Origin of the sequence: Microcoleus sp. OTE_8_concoct_300 (assembly GCF_031383065.1) — a bacterium.
GTDB lineage: Bacteria > Cyanobacteriota > Cyanobacteriia > Cyanobacteriales > Microcoleaceae > Microcoleus.
On record NZ_JANMZH010000130.1, the window covers coordinates 28,072 to 45,271 of the forward strand.

Sequence of the window (17,200 nt, forward strand, 5' to 3'; positions counted from 1 at the left end):
ACCAATTGAATTAATCGGATAAACGCACGCCTCCTTCTACAGTTCGCACGTCCCCGGAAAAAGGTTCGGGAGTGCCATTCCAGTTGAAGTCGCTAATTCTAAAAGTCAGGCTGCCGACTTGACGCTCAGGATTAAAACGCAAAATAATTGCGTAGCTGCGGCGGCTGTATTCTACAGTATAATTCGTACTGATTGTTTCCCCGCTTTCTAAATTTATAGCACTTTGAAATCCGACTCGAAAGCCTCCGTAAACTTGCTGGACAAGTCCAAAAGACAGGACTCTCAAATCTACTAAGCGATCGAATAAAAACGGAGATATACCGTCCCGCCCCACCTGGGTATAAGTCACGTTAAACCCAGTGTAATCGAGGAAAGGGCGGGAGAAATGACCGAACTGCCCTTGAATGCCGACGCTGCTGGCGATCGAATTTTGTCGATCGCCGCTGCTGTAAGAAGTGCCAACTCCCCGGACTCCCAAGGCCAGTTGCACGAAAGGAACCACCGGCGTCCGCGTATACCTCAAACCCTGGGTGGGAGTCCGGGGCAGGGGTTCGCCCTGCCACAGGTTGAAGCCGCGGCTCAAGGCGACGCTGACTTGGGAACGGCCCAGATCGATACGGTTGTTTTCCCGCACTGGTTCGAGCAAGTCTGGTCGATCGGTGTCAGCATTGATAAATTGATACCCGGCTTGGTAGCTGAGATTGATACCAGTGCCAGAGAGTGGGATGACTGGGGAAGTGAGGACTGCCCCGAGGCTGCTCTGCACGGTTTGAAAGCCCAGAGAACCATTAAACAGCCGATCGCGATAACTGTATTCTGCAACCAGAGAGTGAGTGCCGATCGACTGGCCCAGGCGCAAATTGCCCCGAAAGCTGTTTTCCGGCAAATTCGGGAAATCTTCCAAACTCAGAAAGATTGCCGAGCCGTCGAGCCTGGTGCGCGGGCCCAGAGTAGTGCGCAACCTCGCTTTGAGCCCGTAGCTGTCGGGAAAAAACGGATTGCCACCGTGCTTTTCGACGACGCGCTGAAGGTAAATTTGGGGCGTCAGAGTCAGCCGCACCGGCCCGTTTTGCAACACCTCAAAACCGCACTCGGCGAACAAACCGCCGCGCTCGCCCCCGTCGTAACCAAAGGTCAAACACGGGCCACTCTGCTGCCTGCTGTCAAACACTTGCCTGCGGGGATACACGGGTATTTTCACCCGGTTGTCGAACACCAAGCGGGGTTTAGTTGTGACCAATTCCTCAGCCGTGGGCGAAATCCTTGTAATCCTCGCCGTCCGGGCTCTGTATTCAAATTCCGGCGGGGAAAACGGGTCGTTAGTAATCCGAATGTTAGTTGCTACCCTCACGCCGTTTGGCAGCAGTTCGAGGCGTTCTGCTTCAAAGCGGACGCGGTTGACGGCGCCGACAACTTGGGGGGCTGTTAGCTGTCCGCCGCCGCCAATAGTCACTGTAGCAGCTCCGGGGGATTTGACTCCGCGCAGGGGCTGCTGGCTGGTAATTCGATCGCTCAGCGGCTGTTCAAGAATCCTCCCAGCACTGATATCCGTCGGCAGTGTGGGGGTCAATTCGCTACCTGCTGTGGGCAAGAAAATTTCGCCGCTTGCTTGTTCGACGGCGCCTGCGTTGAGGCCGAGATTGAACTCCATCCGCTGGCCGCGCACTACTTGTTCGCCGCGGGTATAGGCGACATTGCCGGATGCTACCACTTGGCGGGTGACTAAGTTGACGATCGCCCGATCGGCATCAATCACTGTTTGCCGGAACCGGACAACCACATTACCAACCGCCGTCACAATTTGCTGCTTGTCGTCGAATTCTTGGCTGTCGGCCTTAACTTCGATAGTATCGGCCGGACTCACCGGAAAAGGCACCGTCCGCCCTGCGGGGGGGGTGCGGACTCCCGGCGGCCCGGCTGGTTTAGGTTTCGGTGTCGGGGCAGGGGGGGTTGTGGGTGCGGGGGTGATTCCTGGTGTGGGAATGTCGAACTCCTGTTGCCCGCTGGGTGCTGGTTCTAACGCGGGTTCGGGAACGGGAATTTCAGCAGGTTCGGGAGAGTTATCTTCTAACTGCCGGCCTTGGGCCTGATACCAACTTTCCTGCTTTCGGGCCTGATTTCTCTCTTGTTTTCTCTGCGCCTCTGCGGTTCGTTCCCGATTCCGAATGGCAATGGCATTTTCTACCGAACCCAATTGGTAAGTCGTAAACGAGGAATCTTGCTGAAGTGCTGCTGTTTCGGGTTCTCTGACAGGAAGCCGACGCTGAAATCCCACCACTGCCTCGCCATTTTCCACGGAGGCTAGGGGGTCGGCGATTTCTGGAGGCTGATCCGTGGCTGGGGTGGTGCCGAGGAGTGTGGCTGCGGGTGCTGGGGCTGGTGTGGGTTCTGCCTGAACGATATCTGGGCTTGGTTCCGGTATTTCTGCGGGGTTGCTGCGGGTGTCTCCATCGCCGGCCGCCACAGTGAGGGCCACTTTTTTTGGCTTGGCGATGTAGATGATGGCAGGGGGTTCTGGCGGCGGTACCGGATAGGGCATAGTTACAACAGGTTAAGTCATCCGATTTTAGATTTTAGATTTTAGATTTTAGATTTTATAGGGTGCAAATTATTTAAAATTTTTGCATCTAAAAGGCAACTGTTTAGACATTAATCTGACATCTGAAATTTGCAGTGGCTTTGGCGCGCCGGAATATAACTGCTTTCTAAACTTGCTTCCGCCACAAGATAACCTCGCGGATGGTGCGAGGTCAAGTTTTGTTCGACTAATTTTTGCGGGTTTGGGGGCTTGCTGGGGGGCAGAAGTGGCGTGCCCCCAGCAAGTGGCCGAGATATAGCGGTTCTCTAGAAAGTGAGGTATGGGGCGAGTCCTATGCCTGTGCCCTATGCCCTATGCCCTATGAGCACCTCATGTTACTGATAAAGGCTATAACTTGTTTATTCCATGTCTCTGCGGTTCGGGTTCCGAGCTGGGTCATTGGACAAAAATCCAAATATAAACAGGGAAACAAAAAATAAAACAACTACATTAACTACGATTTTGAGGGTTAGCACTGTGGGAGTCTCCAAAGATGGCATAATACTGAGCTGATTTGCTGCTGTTGCGGCAACTTTTTTATCTTGACACTCCCCTGGCTGAAGCCGAGGGGATTCTTAATTCAGCGACTGACCTTAAAATGTTCTGTCCTTACGGCAATACTTAAACCTTTCAACCGTGGGGATACCACCAATTGACGAGCCTAATTCAGAAGCATCCCAGCGGGTCTATCTCCAAAAGCGTACTAGGATATTTCCCTAGAGTTTGGGTATGCCCTACCCTACTTAACAATTCCCAGTAAAAAAGTTTATTTGCTGGATTGAAACCTACATTTTCGGTTTCGACTGTTTATAGTGTTTTCGTCGCACTTTGTCCCCCAGTTTATGCCTAAAAGTGTGTCTCATGTCCTGTTTCACTTCGGGCAAGGGAGTTTAACCCTGACTGTTTCAGTTTACCATACTGTCCCGTTTTGTCCAAAGCTTTTTAAGGAAGTTTATTGAATTAAAAAGATTGGATTTTGGGTTCATGACTGAGGTGAAGAGAACAGGCAGGATTTATCCTGCAACGCCCTTTCATCCCCGGACTGAAGTCACGGGGTTTTCAGGGTATTCCTTATAAGCTAAAGATTAGTCAATTTTCTCTTTGTTTTTGAGGATTTTTGGCAAGTTGCTTTTTGCCCAATTCCAGAGTTGCTCCGCGATGTTTTCTAGCCGCAGCATGACTCGATCGAGCCATTCGAGCACTTGTTCTAGCGGGTGCTTAATGTATCCCATCGATTCTGCTTTTGTTTCTAAGTAGTCGCCCTCTGGTTGGACGCCTGCGCTCTGGTTTTTTGGTTGTCGGGCCGTGTATCTGCTGGTTGGCGCGGTGATTGCTGCTGGGGATTGGCTGTTTTTTGCGGTGTTCGGGTTTGTGTTTTTTGACACTTGGGTTTCCGGCGCGCCCCCTAGGGTTGATTCTGCTGTGAGTGCAGAGCTATTTTTTTGAGTAAGTGCTGAATTTGGTGCTGGTTGGGGTTGACTTGAGGACACTTTTGTAATCAAGCTCTGTTTGAGCTGCGCCAGCAGGCGGTGAATTGCTTCTGGGTAAGGGGATATTGATACTGGCATCGATCGACCTTCTGCCAATTCTCCTAATTCTGCCATTTCCTGCTTGACTTTTGGGCTAGCTTGTGATATGTGGCTTTGAGCTATTGCCTGGGGTTCGGAACTTCCGTCGATTAAATGCCCAGGTGCTGCTTCCCCGAATAAGTCTTGCCAGTTGAGCCACGGTCGATCGACCTCTGGGCTTTTTTGCGTGTTTTCTTGTTCTCGTCGCTGTTTCAAAGAATACTGAATTGCAACTGCTTTCTCCGTATTATCACTGGCTGCTGTTTCTTTACCTAGGAGGTGGTCTACTGACGACCAAATAATTCCTTCGATGTTTCGAGCGTATTTTTCGAGGATTTCGCGGGCGGACAAATCTGAATTGGCTTCTGGGCCGGATGTATTAATTTTTACTCCGGGGGCTGCTGTTGGTGTGGCGGTTGTTTTTGCCGATGGCGGTAGGGTAAGTTCTTCGAGGTTGACGGCGGCGCGATCGAGTAATGTAACAAAGGAGAGAGGATTGCTGATTCGATGATCGAACTTACTGTTAAAATTTGTTTCGAGTTTTGGGGTATTGTGGTCGATCGAATTCGATGCCGCAATCGACTGCTGTGCGGGTTTTGATGTGAGTGGCGCGCTGGCTGTTTGGGCTAGGATTGAATTGCGGTTGATCGCTTTTTTAACTGCGAGGATTGATTCTCCAAACTGATTTCTTTTGAGAGCAACCGGACTCGTCTGAACCCATGCCATCAATTCCCAAAAACGACGCACCGGCGGCAACTGCGCTTTTTTTGCCGCCGACTCCAAACCGAGATTAAATTTTAATTCTTTTTGGGCAATTTCCCGCCGCCCTGGTCCGGAGTTGGCAATTTCCCAAGTTATGCGACCTTCGAGCATTTCCTGCTGTTCTGGTGTCAGAATATCTAATATCTGATTTTCTCTTCCTACCAATACTAAAGTGCGGGCTGGGATAAAACTCGCGATTCCCTGAACTTTCGGTTGGCCCACAATTGCCGACGTAGTGTTTAATTGAGTTTTAGCAAGCGGGTGTTCTAAGACTGAAGTTATTTGATGCTTTGCGGTTTCTGGGCTAAAATTTACTGCCGGATGTAAATTGTTAGCAGCATTTCCCTGATTTATTAACAGCGGGAAGCTGGCTAAAGTTTTCGCAGTTTGCGACGAGTTTAGTAAATTTTCCGCCAGGTGCAAAATTTCGGCGATCGAACTTTCCTCGGAAGTTTCGCCCTGATACCAATTTTGTGGCAAATCGGGATTTTCGTCACCGCCAAATTCTTGTAGTTCCGGTAAATCTACTTTTTGACTTGATTCCCGCAACTGTCGGCCCAGCATTCGGGAACTTTGCACCAGCAAATAAGCTGGATAAAGCAGAATTTGGGTAGCCGTGAGAGTTGCTTCTTTAATTTGACGCCAAGTTCGATCGCAATTGTCAGCGATTTGGCGGGACTGTTTCGATATAAAATTTAATAGTCGGCTTTGGTATGGGCCGTAGTAACCGTCGGACATAAGTTTAATTATTGAATTCAGGGAATTGCTAAATATTGCTGTAAAATCAAAGCGAGATCTCAATCTCCGCTTCAAACCCTCTGAAACCTTTATTTCTTCGCGTCCTTCGCGTCTTCGCGGTTCAATCCGATCTTTGATTCCTACACAAGTTTTATTTTAGCGAAATATGAGCGCTTCTGTGTCACCTGCTAGCAACAATATTTCTGCCACTGTCGAAAAGTTGCGCCGCCTCAGTCAAGTGGAGGTTCAGTCTGGTTGGAGGTACTGCGATTCCGACTCTGCTGTATCTTCAGTAAATATTTGTAACTGGCCTGTTGCCGAACTTAACGGCAAAGGACATATTGCTTGGCCGTCTGGGAAGCAAGTTTTGTATTTGGGCCAGCAATTTGTAATTCCTGACAATTTGCACGGCTATCCTGTGGTTGGTTTGCGGTTGCTGCTGGGCTTGGCTTGGTGGGCAGAAGATGCTCAAATTTTTGTGGGCGGCGAGTTAGTCGGACAGGGAGATTTATTTGATTCGGTCGATCGAGTTTTGTTGAGTTCGTCGGCTAATCCCGGAGATGAATTTTTAGTAATTTTGCGGTTGGTAAGTCCGGGTCACGATAGCGGTGCTTTAGTGCGATCGATTTGTTTGTACGAAGCTGCTGACTCTTCTTGTTTCGATCCGGGTTTTGTGGCTGCCGAATTAGAGATTTTGCAGAATTCGCTGTTTGGTAATCAAGAAAATTTAAATTCCCAATACCTCCCCACTCAAAGAATAGGCGATAGCGCAATTATTGTCAAGGGGGAATTGCTGAAATCTGAGATTGATTTGGCGCTTGGTTTGATCGATTGGTCGGTGGTGTGCGATCGCGAAAAGTTCGATCGCTCGCTGTCTGTTTTGCGGCACAATTTATTGGGATATCTGCGGGCTTTTTCGGGGGATTTAGATGAGGGAACCGCAGAGGGCGCAGAGACCACAGAGGGAGGAAGAAGCGATGAGGTTTTTGAGGTGGGAGAAAATAGCAATGCTACATCTATATATATAGGGGAACTTGGTGCTCTGGCATCTATATATACAGGTAAAATCTATTTGGTGGGTCACGCTCATTTAGACTTAGCTTGGCTGTGGCCTGTCCCGGAAACTTGGCAAGTGGCAGAGCGAACTTTTGAGTCGGTATTGAAATTGCAATCGGAGTTTCCTGATTTGATTTTCTGCCATTCAACTCCGGCCCTTTATGCTTGGATGGAAGAACATCGGCCGGACTTATTTGCTGCGATTAAAAAACAGGTGGCGGCGGGTTGCTGGGAGGTTGTCGGCGGGTTGTGGGTAGAACCGGATTTAAACTTGATTTCCGCTGAATCAATGGTGCGGCAAGTTTTTTACGGCCAGCGTTACGCAAAAGAAAAATTTGGAGAATTGATGCGGGTAGCTTGGCTACCGGATACTTTCGGTTTTGGGTGGCAGTTACCTCAGATTTTGCGGCAAGGCGGAGTTGACTATTTTGTGACGCAAAAGTTGCGTTGGAACGATACAACGGAATTTCCCCACGGTGCGTTTTGGTGGGAAGGGTTGGACGGTACTAAAATATTTAGCATGATGTCTTCTCCCATTGGTGAAGGCATAGAATCTGTAAAAATGGCAAGTCATGCTTTTGAATGGCAAGCTAAAACTAATTTGCAAGATGCTCTTTGGTTGCCTGGGGTTGGCGACCACGGCGGTGGCCCGACTCGTGATATGTTGGAGGTGGCGAAACGCTGGAAAATGTCGCCTTTTTTCCCAAGGTTGGAGTTTGCGAAAGCGGTTGATTATTTGTCTTTGATTGAGAGTCAGTTTTTACCTCAAGTTGCGGAAAGTTCCTCTGAAAAGGATGTTCCAGAATCCGACAATCAGGAGAATTTGCGGGCGCTAGAAGTTTCAAACTTGTCGGCAATGAAGGATGCAAATCCTCCCTTCTCACAACTCAAAACTCTTCCCCGCACTCTCCCTGTTTGGAAAGATGAACTTTATTTAGAATTCCACCGGGGTTGCTACACGACTCGCGCCGACCAAAAACGCCAAAACCGCCGCTGCGAAGAATTGCTCTACCAAGCAGAGTTGCTGTCTTCCCTGGCAACGATTTGTACTGGTGCGGTTTATCCGAAATCAGAATTAGAATCAGCTTGGAAACAAATTTTGTTTAACCAGTTTCACGATATTTTGCCCGGTTCTGCGATCGCCCAAGTTTATGCGGATGCTAATCTAGCCTTTGCCGAGGTCGATCGCACTTGTCGCGAAATCCTGATAAAATCTTTGGATGCAATCTCGGCTCAAATTTCTCTCCCTTCCCCTCCTGGGCCCGACGCTCAACCAATTTTGATTTTCAATACCCTCAATTGGTCGCGCTCTGAGGTTGTCGCCGTACCCCTTCCCGATGCCACTGATTCAGCTTGGCAAATCTACGATTTTTCCCGACGGCGATTGGTGTCGCAGATTGTCAGGGGCGATCGACCGCAATCGCACTCTACACTGTTATTTTCGGCAAATAATATCCCCGCCGTTGGCTACCAGGTGTTTTGGCTCTGTCACGAAGACGCTCAAACTGTGGATAATGCCTGCGCGAGTCCAGAAACCGACAAAAAGACAGATTTATCAAAACTTACATACGGTATAGCACAAAAAAATACACCTTGTCAAGAAACGCATTTTGCAGCCGCAGAAATATGTTTAGAAAATGAATTTATTCGGGCAACAGTAGACGGAAAAACCGGGGATTTATCCAGTATTTGGGATAAAGTAAATAACAGAGAAGTCCTGAATGCAGCAGGCGGCAATCAACTGCAAGCATTTCAAGACAGCGGTCAATATTGGGATGCTTGGAACATCGATCCAAATTATGAAAAACATCAATTACCCGCGCCCACACTCAAAGATATTTCTTGGGTAGAGCAGGGGGAATTGCGGCAGAGTTTGCGCGTAGTCCGACAAATTGGCAAATCGGAGTTTTGCCAAGATTATATAGTAGAAATAGGTTCGCCGCTGCTGAAAATCAAGACAGTTGCAGATTGGCAAGAAAGTCACGTTTTAGTAAAAGCAGCCTTTGGGTTAAATGTAGAAGCAGATTTTGCAACTTGCGAAATTCCCGCAGGTGCGATCGATCGCACAACCAAGCCGCAAACACCCGCCGAAAAAGCCAAATGGGAAGTGCCGATTTTGCGCTGGACTGATATCAGCAATGACGGTTTTGGAGTGAGTTTACTCAATGATTGCAAATACGGTTGCGACCTTCAACCAAATCAAATTCGCCTGACATTGCTTCGGGGTTCGACTTGGCCGGATGAACAAGCAGATGTAGGAGTTTCCGAATTTACTTGTGCAGTCTATCCCCACAGCGGAAATTGGCAGGAGGCAGGTACTGTTCGACAGGGGTACGAGTTGAATTTACCACTGCTAGTAAAGGTTTTACCCAAGTTAGAGAAAAATGGCCACAAGACTCTGCCCGCAGTTGGCAAGTTTTTGGATTTGTCCGCCGAAAACTTAGTGCTGATGGCATTCAAACAATCGGAAGATGATTCTAATGTCTGGATTTTGCGGTGTTACGAGTGTCACGGTGAAGAGGCGAAGTTGCAATTAAAGAGCCATTTGGGTTTGGCGATTAGTCACCCCGTCGATTTATTAGAACAACCCATAAATTTGCCCCAAAAGTCAGACGATGGGGCAAGTTTCAGAATATCACCGTGGAAAATAGCGAGTTTTGCAGTCAATTTATCATAAATAGTCCTGGACGTATCAACTAATTATGTACGGTAGGCAGCCTGCACCTACCGCTACCAATTCAGAATAATACCCCATCGCAAATTTATCCAACCTTTTGAGACTTGGGGAACTTAGTGCCAACAAAATTTGTCAACCTGCGCCAATTAGCTCTCACAACTTTCTTCTGATCTAAAAGATGCAAAATTACGAAGGCTAAAAACGTGTACGACAGCCAAAAATGCAAACTCCTTCCCACCTCAACCATTGCGGGATTCTTCGGAAACATATCCGGGACAACAATTCCGAAAAATGGCACATTCTTATTTCTGATAGAGTTAGAAAGTAAGAAACCAGCAACCGGAACTAGCCACATAAAAACGTACAAAGTTGCGTGCAGAGCAAAATTTTTGTACCATTCCTTGGTAAACTTTGGCAGGCGTTTTGTATATTTTTTCCACCATACCCGCAGCAGAGTCAAAATTCGCAACGTCAGGAAAGCCATTGTCAGCACCCCTACGGATTTGTGAAAAGCGTAAAGCGGATTTCGGATAAAGAATTCTCTCGGCAATTCAGACATAAACGGACCGGTAATAAACAGCACTAAATAGCAAGCTGCCATCGCCCAGTGTAAAGACATCAGTTGTTTGAACGCAGAATTAAGTCTGGGTTTCGCAGCGGGTTGAGTGATCATTCTTCCTTACCTCCTTAGCGTTTGCTGGACAAAATTAAGTAAAAACTATCGGACTAAAGCCCGTGACCGATTGTGCATTATAAGATATACTTAACTTAAATATTGCAAATATTTATTAAACAGTCAAATTAACTATATTCACGATCGTCATTCCCAACACAAAACATCGTACTGGGGTCGATCGCCCGCCAAGCAGTTTTCAGGTCGAGTATCCCCAAAACCACCGCAAAAGCTGACCCAACAATTGCAACCGCCACCCGGTTCATCCGCAGCCCGGGCAAATATCCCAAACCGAATCCCAAGTAGGTCACTCCCAATACTAAATATTTGAGTGTTATCATATATACTTAAAATCAGGGATAGTCGGTTTTTTCCATTGTCTAGGATGCTCAAAGTACAGACTGGGTAATTGCAGCTAAACCTGCTGGCATTGCAACTAGCGGGAAATATCGCCTGCAGAGGGTCTACCAACTACAAACAAACACAGTGGTTGCATTCGGAAGCGAAAAGAAGGGTGCTGGGCAAGTTGTAATTTTGTTACAACTTGTAACTTTTTTATAACAACAGGTTTAATTTAGTTTCACAAGGAAGTTAAATTCCAGAAAGTAAAATTAATTACAGTCGAGTTAAGATAAAAGTGTTTGCTAAAAAAAGTCATTCAAGCAACCCAGAAACCAACAATTCTTACTTAACCGGCACGGAGGACGAGCTCGCGGCAGCAAAACTTTCGTACAGCCAACAAGTCCCACAGGATTGGTATCGAACTCTCTACGACAATTTTCCTGGCATTTACTTCGTCCTAGATGCTTTGGGAAGAGTTTTTTCGCTCAATCAATTCGGCGAGTCTCGCCTCGCCTACAAATCGCAGGAATTAATTTGTCATTCAGTTTTTAACATATTTTACTGCCAATATCAAGGGAAAATGCAGGCAGAATTTGCCGGATTAGCCCTGTCGGAAAACGGTACGTCAACTCCAAAAGTTGCCTGTTGGGAAGGTTATTTGACTTGCAAAGACGGCAGGATTATCACGGTAAAAGCAACCGCGCGCGCAATGCCTGCGGTAGAGTGGAAAATAGAGAAAAATACTAATGGTCGCTCAATTCCCAATTTCCAAGGGCCGGCTGTACTGTTAGTTTGCGAAGAAATTAAGCCCGCTTGGCAGTCATCCACGCTATCGGCGCCGTCCAAACAGAGAGAAAATTGGTGCCGTCCAACTTTGGCGATCGCAAAATTAGCCCAAATTCAAATTAAAGAACGCAACAATATAGAACAATTCATCCGCGAAGTAACAGAAACTGCTGTCAGTATTGTCAACTGCGATCGAGCTAGTATTTGGCTGTACGGTGAAGACAAAACGCAGCTTCACTGTATCGACCTTTACGAACAAAATACTAAACTCCATTCCGTACAAATAATCATCACAGCCGCCGACTGTCCGGCCTATTTTCAAGCTTTAAAATCCGCAAGTGTGATCGCCACAGTGGCCGCAGAAACTGACCCGAGAACACAAGAACTTGTCGGTATTTATTTGGCAGATCGGGACACGACTTCCCTGTTAAACGTACCGATTGTGCTGGCAGGTCAAATGGCCGGAATAGTCAGCGCTGAACGCCACGGTTCCGACGGCGATTGGACTCAAGAAGAACAGGAATTAACCCAAATATTAGCCGACTTTGTATCCTCAAGTTTGTTAGATAGCGAAAGCTTTAAATTAGAAGCAATGCGACGCGAACAGCAGCAAAGCTTGCTGACCCAATACTACGATCAACTAGAAGAAAGAGTAGACAGACGCACTGCTGAACTTAAAAAAGCCAACCAAAAACTGCAAAAAGAAATAATTAAAAGAAAACAAGCCGAAGCAGAAATCCGTCGGCAGCAACAAGAACAGCAAATTATTTTTGATTCCGTGCCGGCGATGATTTGGTACAAAGATACCGAAAGCCGTCTGCTGCGAATTAATAAAGCCGCCGCTGCCTCGAGAGGTTTGCCCGCAGCTCAATTAGAAGGTAAATCTTTTTATGAAATCTATCCCGACGAAGCAGAGCAATATTATTTAGAAGATTTGGAAGTAATCCATTCCGGTCTTCCCAAACATGGCAAAATCGAACTGCTGCCAACTGTCTCGGGCCAAAAATGCTGGGTGCGGACAGATAAAATACCTTACCGCGACGAAACAGGTCAAGTCGTTGGTGTAATCGTGTTTGCAGTAGATATTACTGATTTAATTAGAGTAGAAAAAAAACTGCGAGAATATCGCAATAGACTTGAAGCAAAAGTCGAAAAGCGCACTGCTATGTACAGGCAAGCCATGACCGCTTTGTACTCGGCAAATACGCAATTACAACAGCTAATTAACAACAGCTATTCCGGCGAAAATGGCAGCAGCAGCTCAGCAGCGCGCTTGCTCGAATGCGAAGATTATTTTGAAGCAGTTGCCGTGGCTGACCGCGACACAATTTTGAGCGTCAGCAGCAAGTTTGCCGAACTGTTCGGTTACGAACCTGCGTCCATGGCGGGAATGAGCTTGCTGGAACTGCTGTCGCCGAAATCATACAAACAGGCGCCGCAAATGATTTCTGCAGCTAGCAATACAGTCTGTGAAACGATTTTTATTAGGCGAGACGGGACTACTTTTCCCGCTGACGTGCGCAGCAAATTTGTATTTTGGGAAGGTCGTTTAGTGCAGGTGAAAGCAGTGCGAGACCTCACGGAACGCAAATTAATCGCAGCAGAATTAGAGCGATCGCGCTCTCTACTACACGCTACCTTGGAAGCAACGGCAGACGGTATTCTCGCCGTTACTACCGCCGGAGAACTGATTAGTTTTAACGAAAAGTTAGTCCAAATGTGGGGAATTTATGAAGAAGTTAGAAACTCAATGGATCGAACGGTGCGGCTGACATTTCTCACCAAGCAAGTTAAAGATCCGAGCGCTTTTTTGCAGAGAGTTAAAGAAATTTATAGCGATGCGGAGTCCGAAGGCTGCGATATTCTAGAATTTAAAGACGGCCGTACTTTTGAGCGCTACACGCAGCCGATTAGAGTCGGACATAATATTATTGGCAGGGTGTGGCGCTTCCGCGATATTACCTCTCGCAAAAAGGTGACGGCAATGTTGGGAGATTCTCAAAGGCGCTTTCGGGCAATTTTTGATTCTTCTTTCCAATTTGTGAGCTTGTTGAAACCGGACGGCACTCTCCTGGAAGCTAACCAAACTTCTCTGGATTTCGCGGGAATTAAGCTGCGGGATGTGGCAAATAGACCGTTTTGGCTGTTGCCGTGGTGGGGAGATTCTGAGGAAGTTCGCCAACAGTTGCAAGATGCGATTTCTCGATCGGCAAAAGGTGAATTTGTCCGCTATGAAGTGGAAGTTCAAGGTGTAAATCGGACGGCAACTGTTGATTTTTCTCTCAAACCGGTCGCGGATGAAACTGGCAAAATAGTATTGCTGCTGCCGGAAGGTAGGGACATTACTCAAAGTAAGCAAGCCCAAGTCGCGCTGCGGCAACAAATAGAACGGGAACGCCTGATTGCACAGATTCAATCGCGCATCCGTTCTTCTTTGGATCTCCAAGATATTCTCAACACTACAGTAGCGGAAGTGCGGGAGTTTTTGGCAACCGATCGCGTGCTGATTTTCCGCTTCCGACCCGACTGGAACGGAGATGTGGTGGTGGAGTCGGTTGGAGAAGGATGGATGCCACTAAAGGAGATGGCAATTGACGATTGCTGTTTTGCCAATACTTACATCGGACAGTATTTAAAGGGCCGCATTCGCGCCATAGAGGATATTCATGCTTCTAATTTGACCGAGTGTCACATTAATTTTTTGGTGGCGTGTCAGGTGAAGGCAAATTTGGTAGTGCCGATTGTCCAGCAGGGAATAGAACACCGCGATGGCAATCCTTCTTGTCAAGTGCCGCAGTTGTGGGGTTTGCTGATTGCCCACCACTGTTCGGCACCCCGCCCGTGGCAGCAGTTTGACGTGGATTTGCTGAGTCAGTTGGGCACTCAAGTGGCGATCGCGATCGAACAATCTTTACTTTACCAGCAGTTAGCTGCTGCTAACCTGCGGTTGGACGGGTTGGCGAATTTGGACAGTCTGACTCAATTAGCTAACCGCCGCCGATTTGACGAGGTGATCAACCGGGAATGGGAGCAGTCGAGCTCTTTGGAACCGCTATCTTTGATTATGTGCGACATTGACTGTTTTAAACTTTACAACGACAATTACGGCCACCAAGCCGGGGATGCTTGTTTGCAGCAAGTGGCGCGGGCGATCGGGGATGCTTGCACGAACGCACCCGCAGAACGCCTCTATTTGGCTGCTAGGTACGGTGGCGAGGAATTTGGGGTAATTTTGCCAAATACGGATATCGTGGCTGCACAGGCTATTGCTGAGGGAATCCGCCAGCGCGTCAAAGCCTTAGCAATTCCCCACATCAAGTCTGTTGTCAGCGATTGTGTGACTCTCAGCTTGGGAGTTGCGGGCCTTTCCAAAAGTCAAAATTCCCCGAAAATGTTGATTGAAGCGGCGGATAAGGCACTTTATCGAGCTAAGTCTGGCGGACGCGATCGAGTGGCGATCGACTACTCACTAAAGTGAAATTATATCGCTAAGTGCGATCGTACTCGCTTGCACCCCTACCAACAGCACCAAACCTTCCCCACTTGCTTTACTAATTAAAGTGCCTTCGGGAATTTGACTGATTGCCAATTCCCCAATACTTGCGCCTTTATATTGTAGCACATCCAGCCCTTTCGTGAAATCAGAAATAACATCAAATCCGGCGTTACTTTCTAACACAAACGTGTCATTTCCTAGACCTCCAACTAGACTATCATTCTCCAAACCTCCGATTAAAATGTCATCGCCCAAACCGCCAATGAGAGAGTCACTACCAGCCCCGCCAAAGATAGTATCATTTCCCTCGCAGCCATCTAGCAAATCGCTACTTTGATTCCCGCTTAAGAAATCATTGCCAGCCCCTCCGCAGAGAGTATCGCTGCCTAAATTACCGTAGAGAAGATCATTGCCTTGGCCGCCGAACACAATATCATTACCTTGGCCGCCAAATGCAGAATCATTACCTTTACCGCCGTGGATAAAATCAGCAGCTTCATTACCAAAAATTAAGTCGTTATCTCCCTTGCCATTTATGGAATCGTTGCCACGATTGCCAAAAATGATATCTTCACCTTCGCCCCCAACAATGATGTCATTATTTTTGCCTCCCAACAGGATATCATCTCCCTTGTTCCCCTCAATAAAATCCTTGCCTTGGTTGCCGTAAAGGATATCGTTGCCTTCACCGCCGTAGAGGTTATCGTCGCCTTTTTCCCCATCGAAAAGGTTCGGATTTGGACTGCCGTAAAAAGCATCATTTCCAGCAGTGCCAAACTGAATTTCACCGCTACCATTGCTGTTGATAATATTGTCAACTTGATTTTGTTGGTGGAAATTGGGCCCAGGAATAGTATCGCAAATGCAATCGCTTTCAGTGGGCGTGGGCGTAGGCGTTCCGGTTGGGGTCGGCGTTCCGCTTGGACTAGGTGTTTCCGTTGGAGTAGGTGTTCCCGTCGGAGTAGGTGTTGCCGTTGGAGTTGGAGTCGGAGTTGGAGTTGGAGTAGGTGTTCCCGTTGGAGTGGGAGTTTCCGTTGGCGTCGGAGTTGGTGTTCCCGTTGGAGTGGGAGTTTCCGTTGGCGTCGGAGTTGGTGTTTGAGTTGGAGTTGGAGTCGGAGTTGGAGTCGGTGTTTCCGTCGGAGTCGGTGTTGGAGTTTCCGTTGGAGTCGGCGTCGGAGTTTCCGTTGGAGTCGGAGTTGGTGTTCCCGCTGGAGTCGGAGTCGGAGTTGGTGTTCCCGTTGGAGTGGGCGTCGGCGTTGGAGTGGGCGTCGGTGTTGGAGTCGGAGTCGGGGTTCCCGTTGGAGTCGGAGTTGGTGTTCCCGTTGGAGTCGGAGTCGGAGTTGGTGTTCCCGTTGGAGTGGGCGTCGGCGTTGGAGTCGGAGTCGGGGTTCCCGTTGGAGTTGGCGTCGGAGTCGGGGTCGGAGCCGGAGTCGGAGCCGGAGTCGTAGTCGGACTTGGCGCGATATCAACGCGGAAGGTTCCTAAAGTCGTAGCATCTACAGGATTCCCAGCAGTATCTTTAACTTGGTTACCTTGCAGATTAATACTGTAAGTTGGATTATTATCTGCAATATTCCAACTTCCCCCAGGCGGAGTAAATGAATAAGTCGCGGTTCGCGTCAAGCCATTAGTATTAGTATCAACACTGACAAAGCTAACAGGAATACCACCGCCTGACCAATTGATTAAAAAGTCAGAACTGTCGAGAGTTGTAACATCGATCGCACTATTATCGTTAAAAGTAACACTAAAACTTTGACTGGTTCCCCCCGCCGCCGTAATATCAGCAATAGTGGTCGGATTTACAGTTGGCGCAATGCCATCAATTACAAGATCCTTATTTTGGCCCAAGGAATTAGCAGCACCCGGATTCGGCAAAGTCAAGACAGCATCAGCATTAGTCAAATTCCTAATACTACCGCCGTTGAGAGATAAGGCAGTTGTGGAGATATAATCTAAGTCGGGACTGCTATTGCCGGCTGTTACTGTGTAATTAAATGTCAGAGTATTGCTGCCGCTGCCGCTGGCATAATTAATGACAGTACCTGCACCGCCTGTGGCTAAGGTAAGCTGCGGCGCGCCTGTAACAGTAACTGGTTGATTGAATGTGACGGTAATGGGAATTGTTGCACCGATCGCGTAGCTTCCATTTGCCTGAGTTGATGTGATATTAGTAATAGTAGGTAAAGGACTAACTGTAATGCTGGCAGTTTCGCTGGCGGTACTAAAAGGACTAGAAACGCCGTTAGTTGTTAAGTCTGTTGTGACATTAGCCGTGCCGCCGTTAGTGCCGGTAATTCTATCCCAAGCATTGAAGGTAATGCCGTTAGTAACTGTTCCGGTGTAGTTGCTATTGGGAACGAAGCGGAGGCGGGTTGTCGCGTCGGCTGCTAACAACAGTGCAGTTGCAGTCGTAGGAACAGTAGTAATATTATTCCAACTTGTGCCATCTGTCGTATACTGCCAACTGCCGTTTGTTGTATCTAAATTTGTGAGGGCGATGCCTCTGGGACGCAGGGAAATG

7 protein-coding genes and 1 pseudogene are annotated in these 17,200 nt (G+C 47.9%); 2 read left to right on the plus strand and 6 right to left on the minus strand.

Annotated elements, in window-relative coordinates:
- Positions 1-10: 10 nt before the first annotated feature.
- The 3 genes from ACUVJL_RS06365 to ACUVJL_RS06375 form a co-directional block, all read right to left on the minus strand.
- Positions 11-2,539 carry a DUF3769 domain-containing protein gene (locus ACUVJL_RS06365; RefSeq protein WP_445245087.1) on the minus strand — a complete coding sequence of 843 codons (2,529 nt, stop codon included), beginning with the start codon at positions 2,537-2,539 and terminating at the stop codon, positions 11-13.
- A 398-nt stretch (positions 2,540-2,937) separates the two neighbouring features.
- Positions 2,938-3,054: a photosystem II reaction center protein I gene (locus ACUVJL_RS06370; RefSeq protein WP_039887172.1), complete on the minus strand. Its 117-nt coding sequence runs from the start codon at positions 3,052-3,054 to the stop codon at positions 2,938-2,940.
- A gap of 609 nt (positions 3,055-3,663) precedes the next feature.
- Positions 3,664-5,646, minus strand: a complete 1,983-nt coding sequence (locus ACUVJL_RS06375; protein ID WP_445245088.1) for a hypothetical protein — start codon at positions 5,644-5,646, stop codon at positions 3,664-3,666.
- Positions 5,647-5,812: 166 nt separating this feature from the next.
- Between ACUVJL_RS06375 and ACUVJL_RS06380 the strand changes: the two genes are divergently transcribed.
- Positions 5,813-9,379 (plus strand): alpha-mannosidase, encoded by a 3,567-nt coding sequence (locus ACUVJL_RS06380; protein WP_445245089.1) that lies wholly within the window; start codon positions 5,813-5,815, stop codon positions 9,377-9,379.
- 85 nt (positions 9,380-9,464) lie between these two features.
- Here the strand turns inward: ACUVJL_RS06380 and ACUVJL_RS06385 are convergent, their stop codons facing one another.
- Positions 9,465-10,052, minus strand: a complete 588-nt coding sequence (locus tag ACUVJL_RS06385; RefSeq protein ID WP_445245090.1) for a cytochrome b — start codon at positions 10,050-10,052, stop codon at positions 9,465-9,467.
- A 128-nt stretch (positions 10,053-10,180) separates the two neighbouring features.
- Positions 10,181-10,393 (minus strand): hypothetical protein, encoded by a 213-nt coding sequence (locus ACUVJL_RS06390; RefSeq protein WP_445245091.1) that lies wholly within the window; start codon positions 10,391-10,393, stop codon positions 10,181-10,183.
- A gap of 296 nt (positions 10,394-10,689) precedes the next feature.
- On the opposite strand from ACUVJL_RS06390, the gene ACUVJL_RS06395 reads away from it, so the two are divergent.
- A complete protein-coding gene (locus ACUVJL_RS06395; protein WP_445245092.1) occupies positions 10,690-14,658 on the plus strand; it encodes a PAS domain S-box protein in 3,969 nt (1,322 codons plus the stop codon).
- Here the strand turns inward: ACUVJL_RS06395 and ACUVJL_RS06400 are convergent.
- Positions 14,650-17,200, minus strand: a pseudogene (locus tag ACUVJL_RS06400) (Ig-like domain-containing protein); the annotation flags it as partial. The gene ACUVJL_RS06395 and the pseudogene ACUVJL_RS06400 overlap by 9 nt on opposite strands.

Coding starts and splice junctions, on each gene's coding strand:
- ACUVJL_RS06390 (WP_445245091.1), bottom strand. CDS start 10,393: ATGATAACACTCAAATATTTAGTATTGGGAGTGACCTACTTGGGATTC.
- ACUVJL_RS06380 (WP_445245089.1), top strand. CDS start 5,813: ATGAGCGCTTCTGTGTCACCTGCTAGCAACAATATTTCTGCCACTGTC.
- ACUVJL_RS06385 (WP_445245090.1), bottom strand. CDS start 10,052: ATGATCACTCAACCCGCTGCGAAACCCAGACTTAATTCTGCGTTCAAA.
- ACUVJL_RS06375 (WP_445245088.1), bottom strand. CDS start 5,646: ATGTCCGACGGTTACTACGGCCCATACCAAAGCCGACTATTAAATTTT.
- ACUVJL_RS06365 (WP_445245087.1), bottom strand. CDS start 2,539: ATGCCCTATCCGGTACCGCCGCCAGAACCCCCTGCCATCATCTACATC.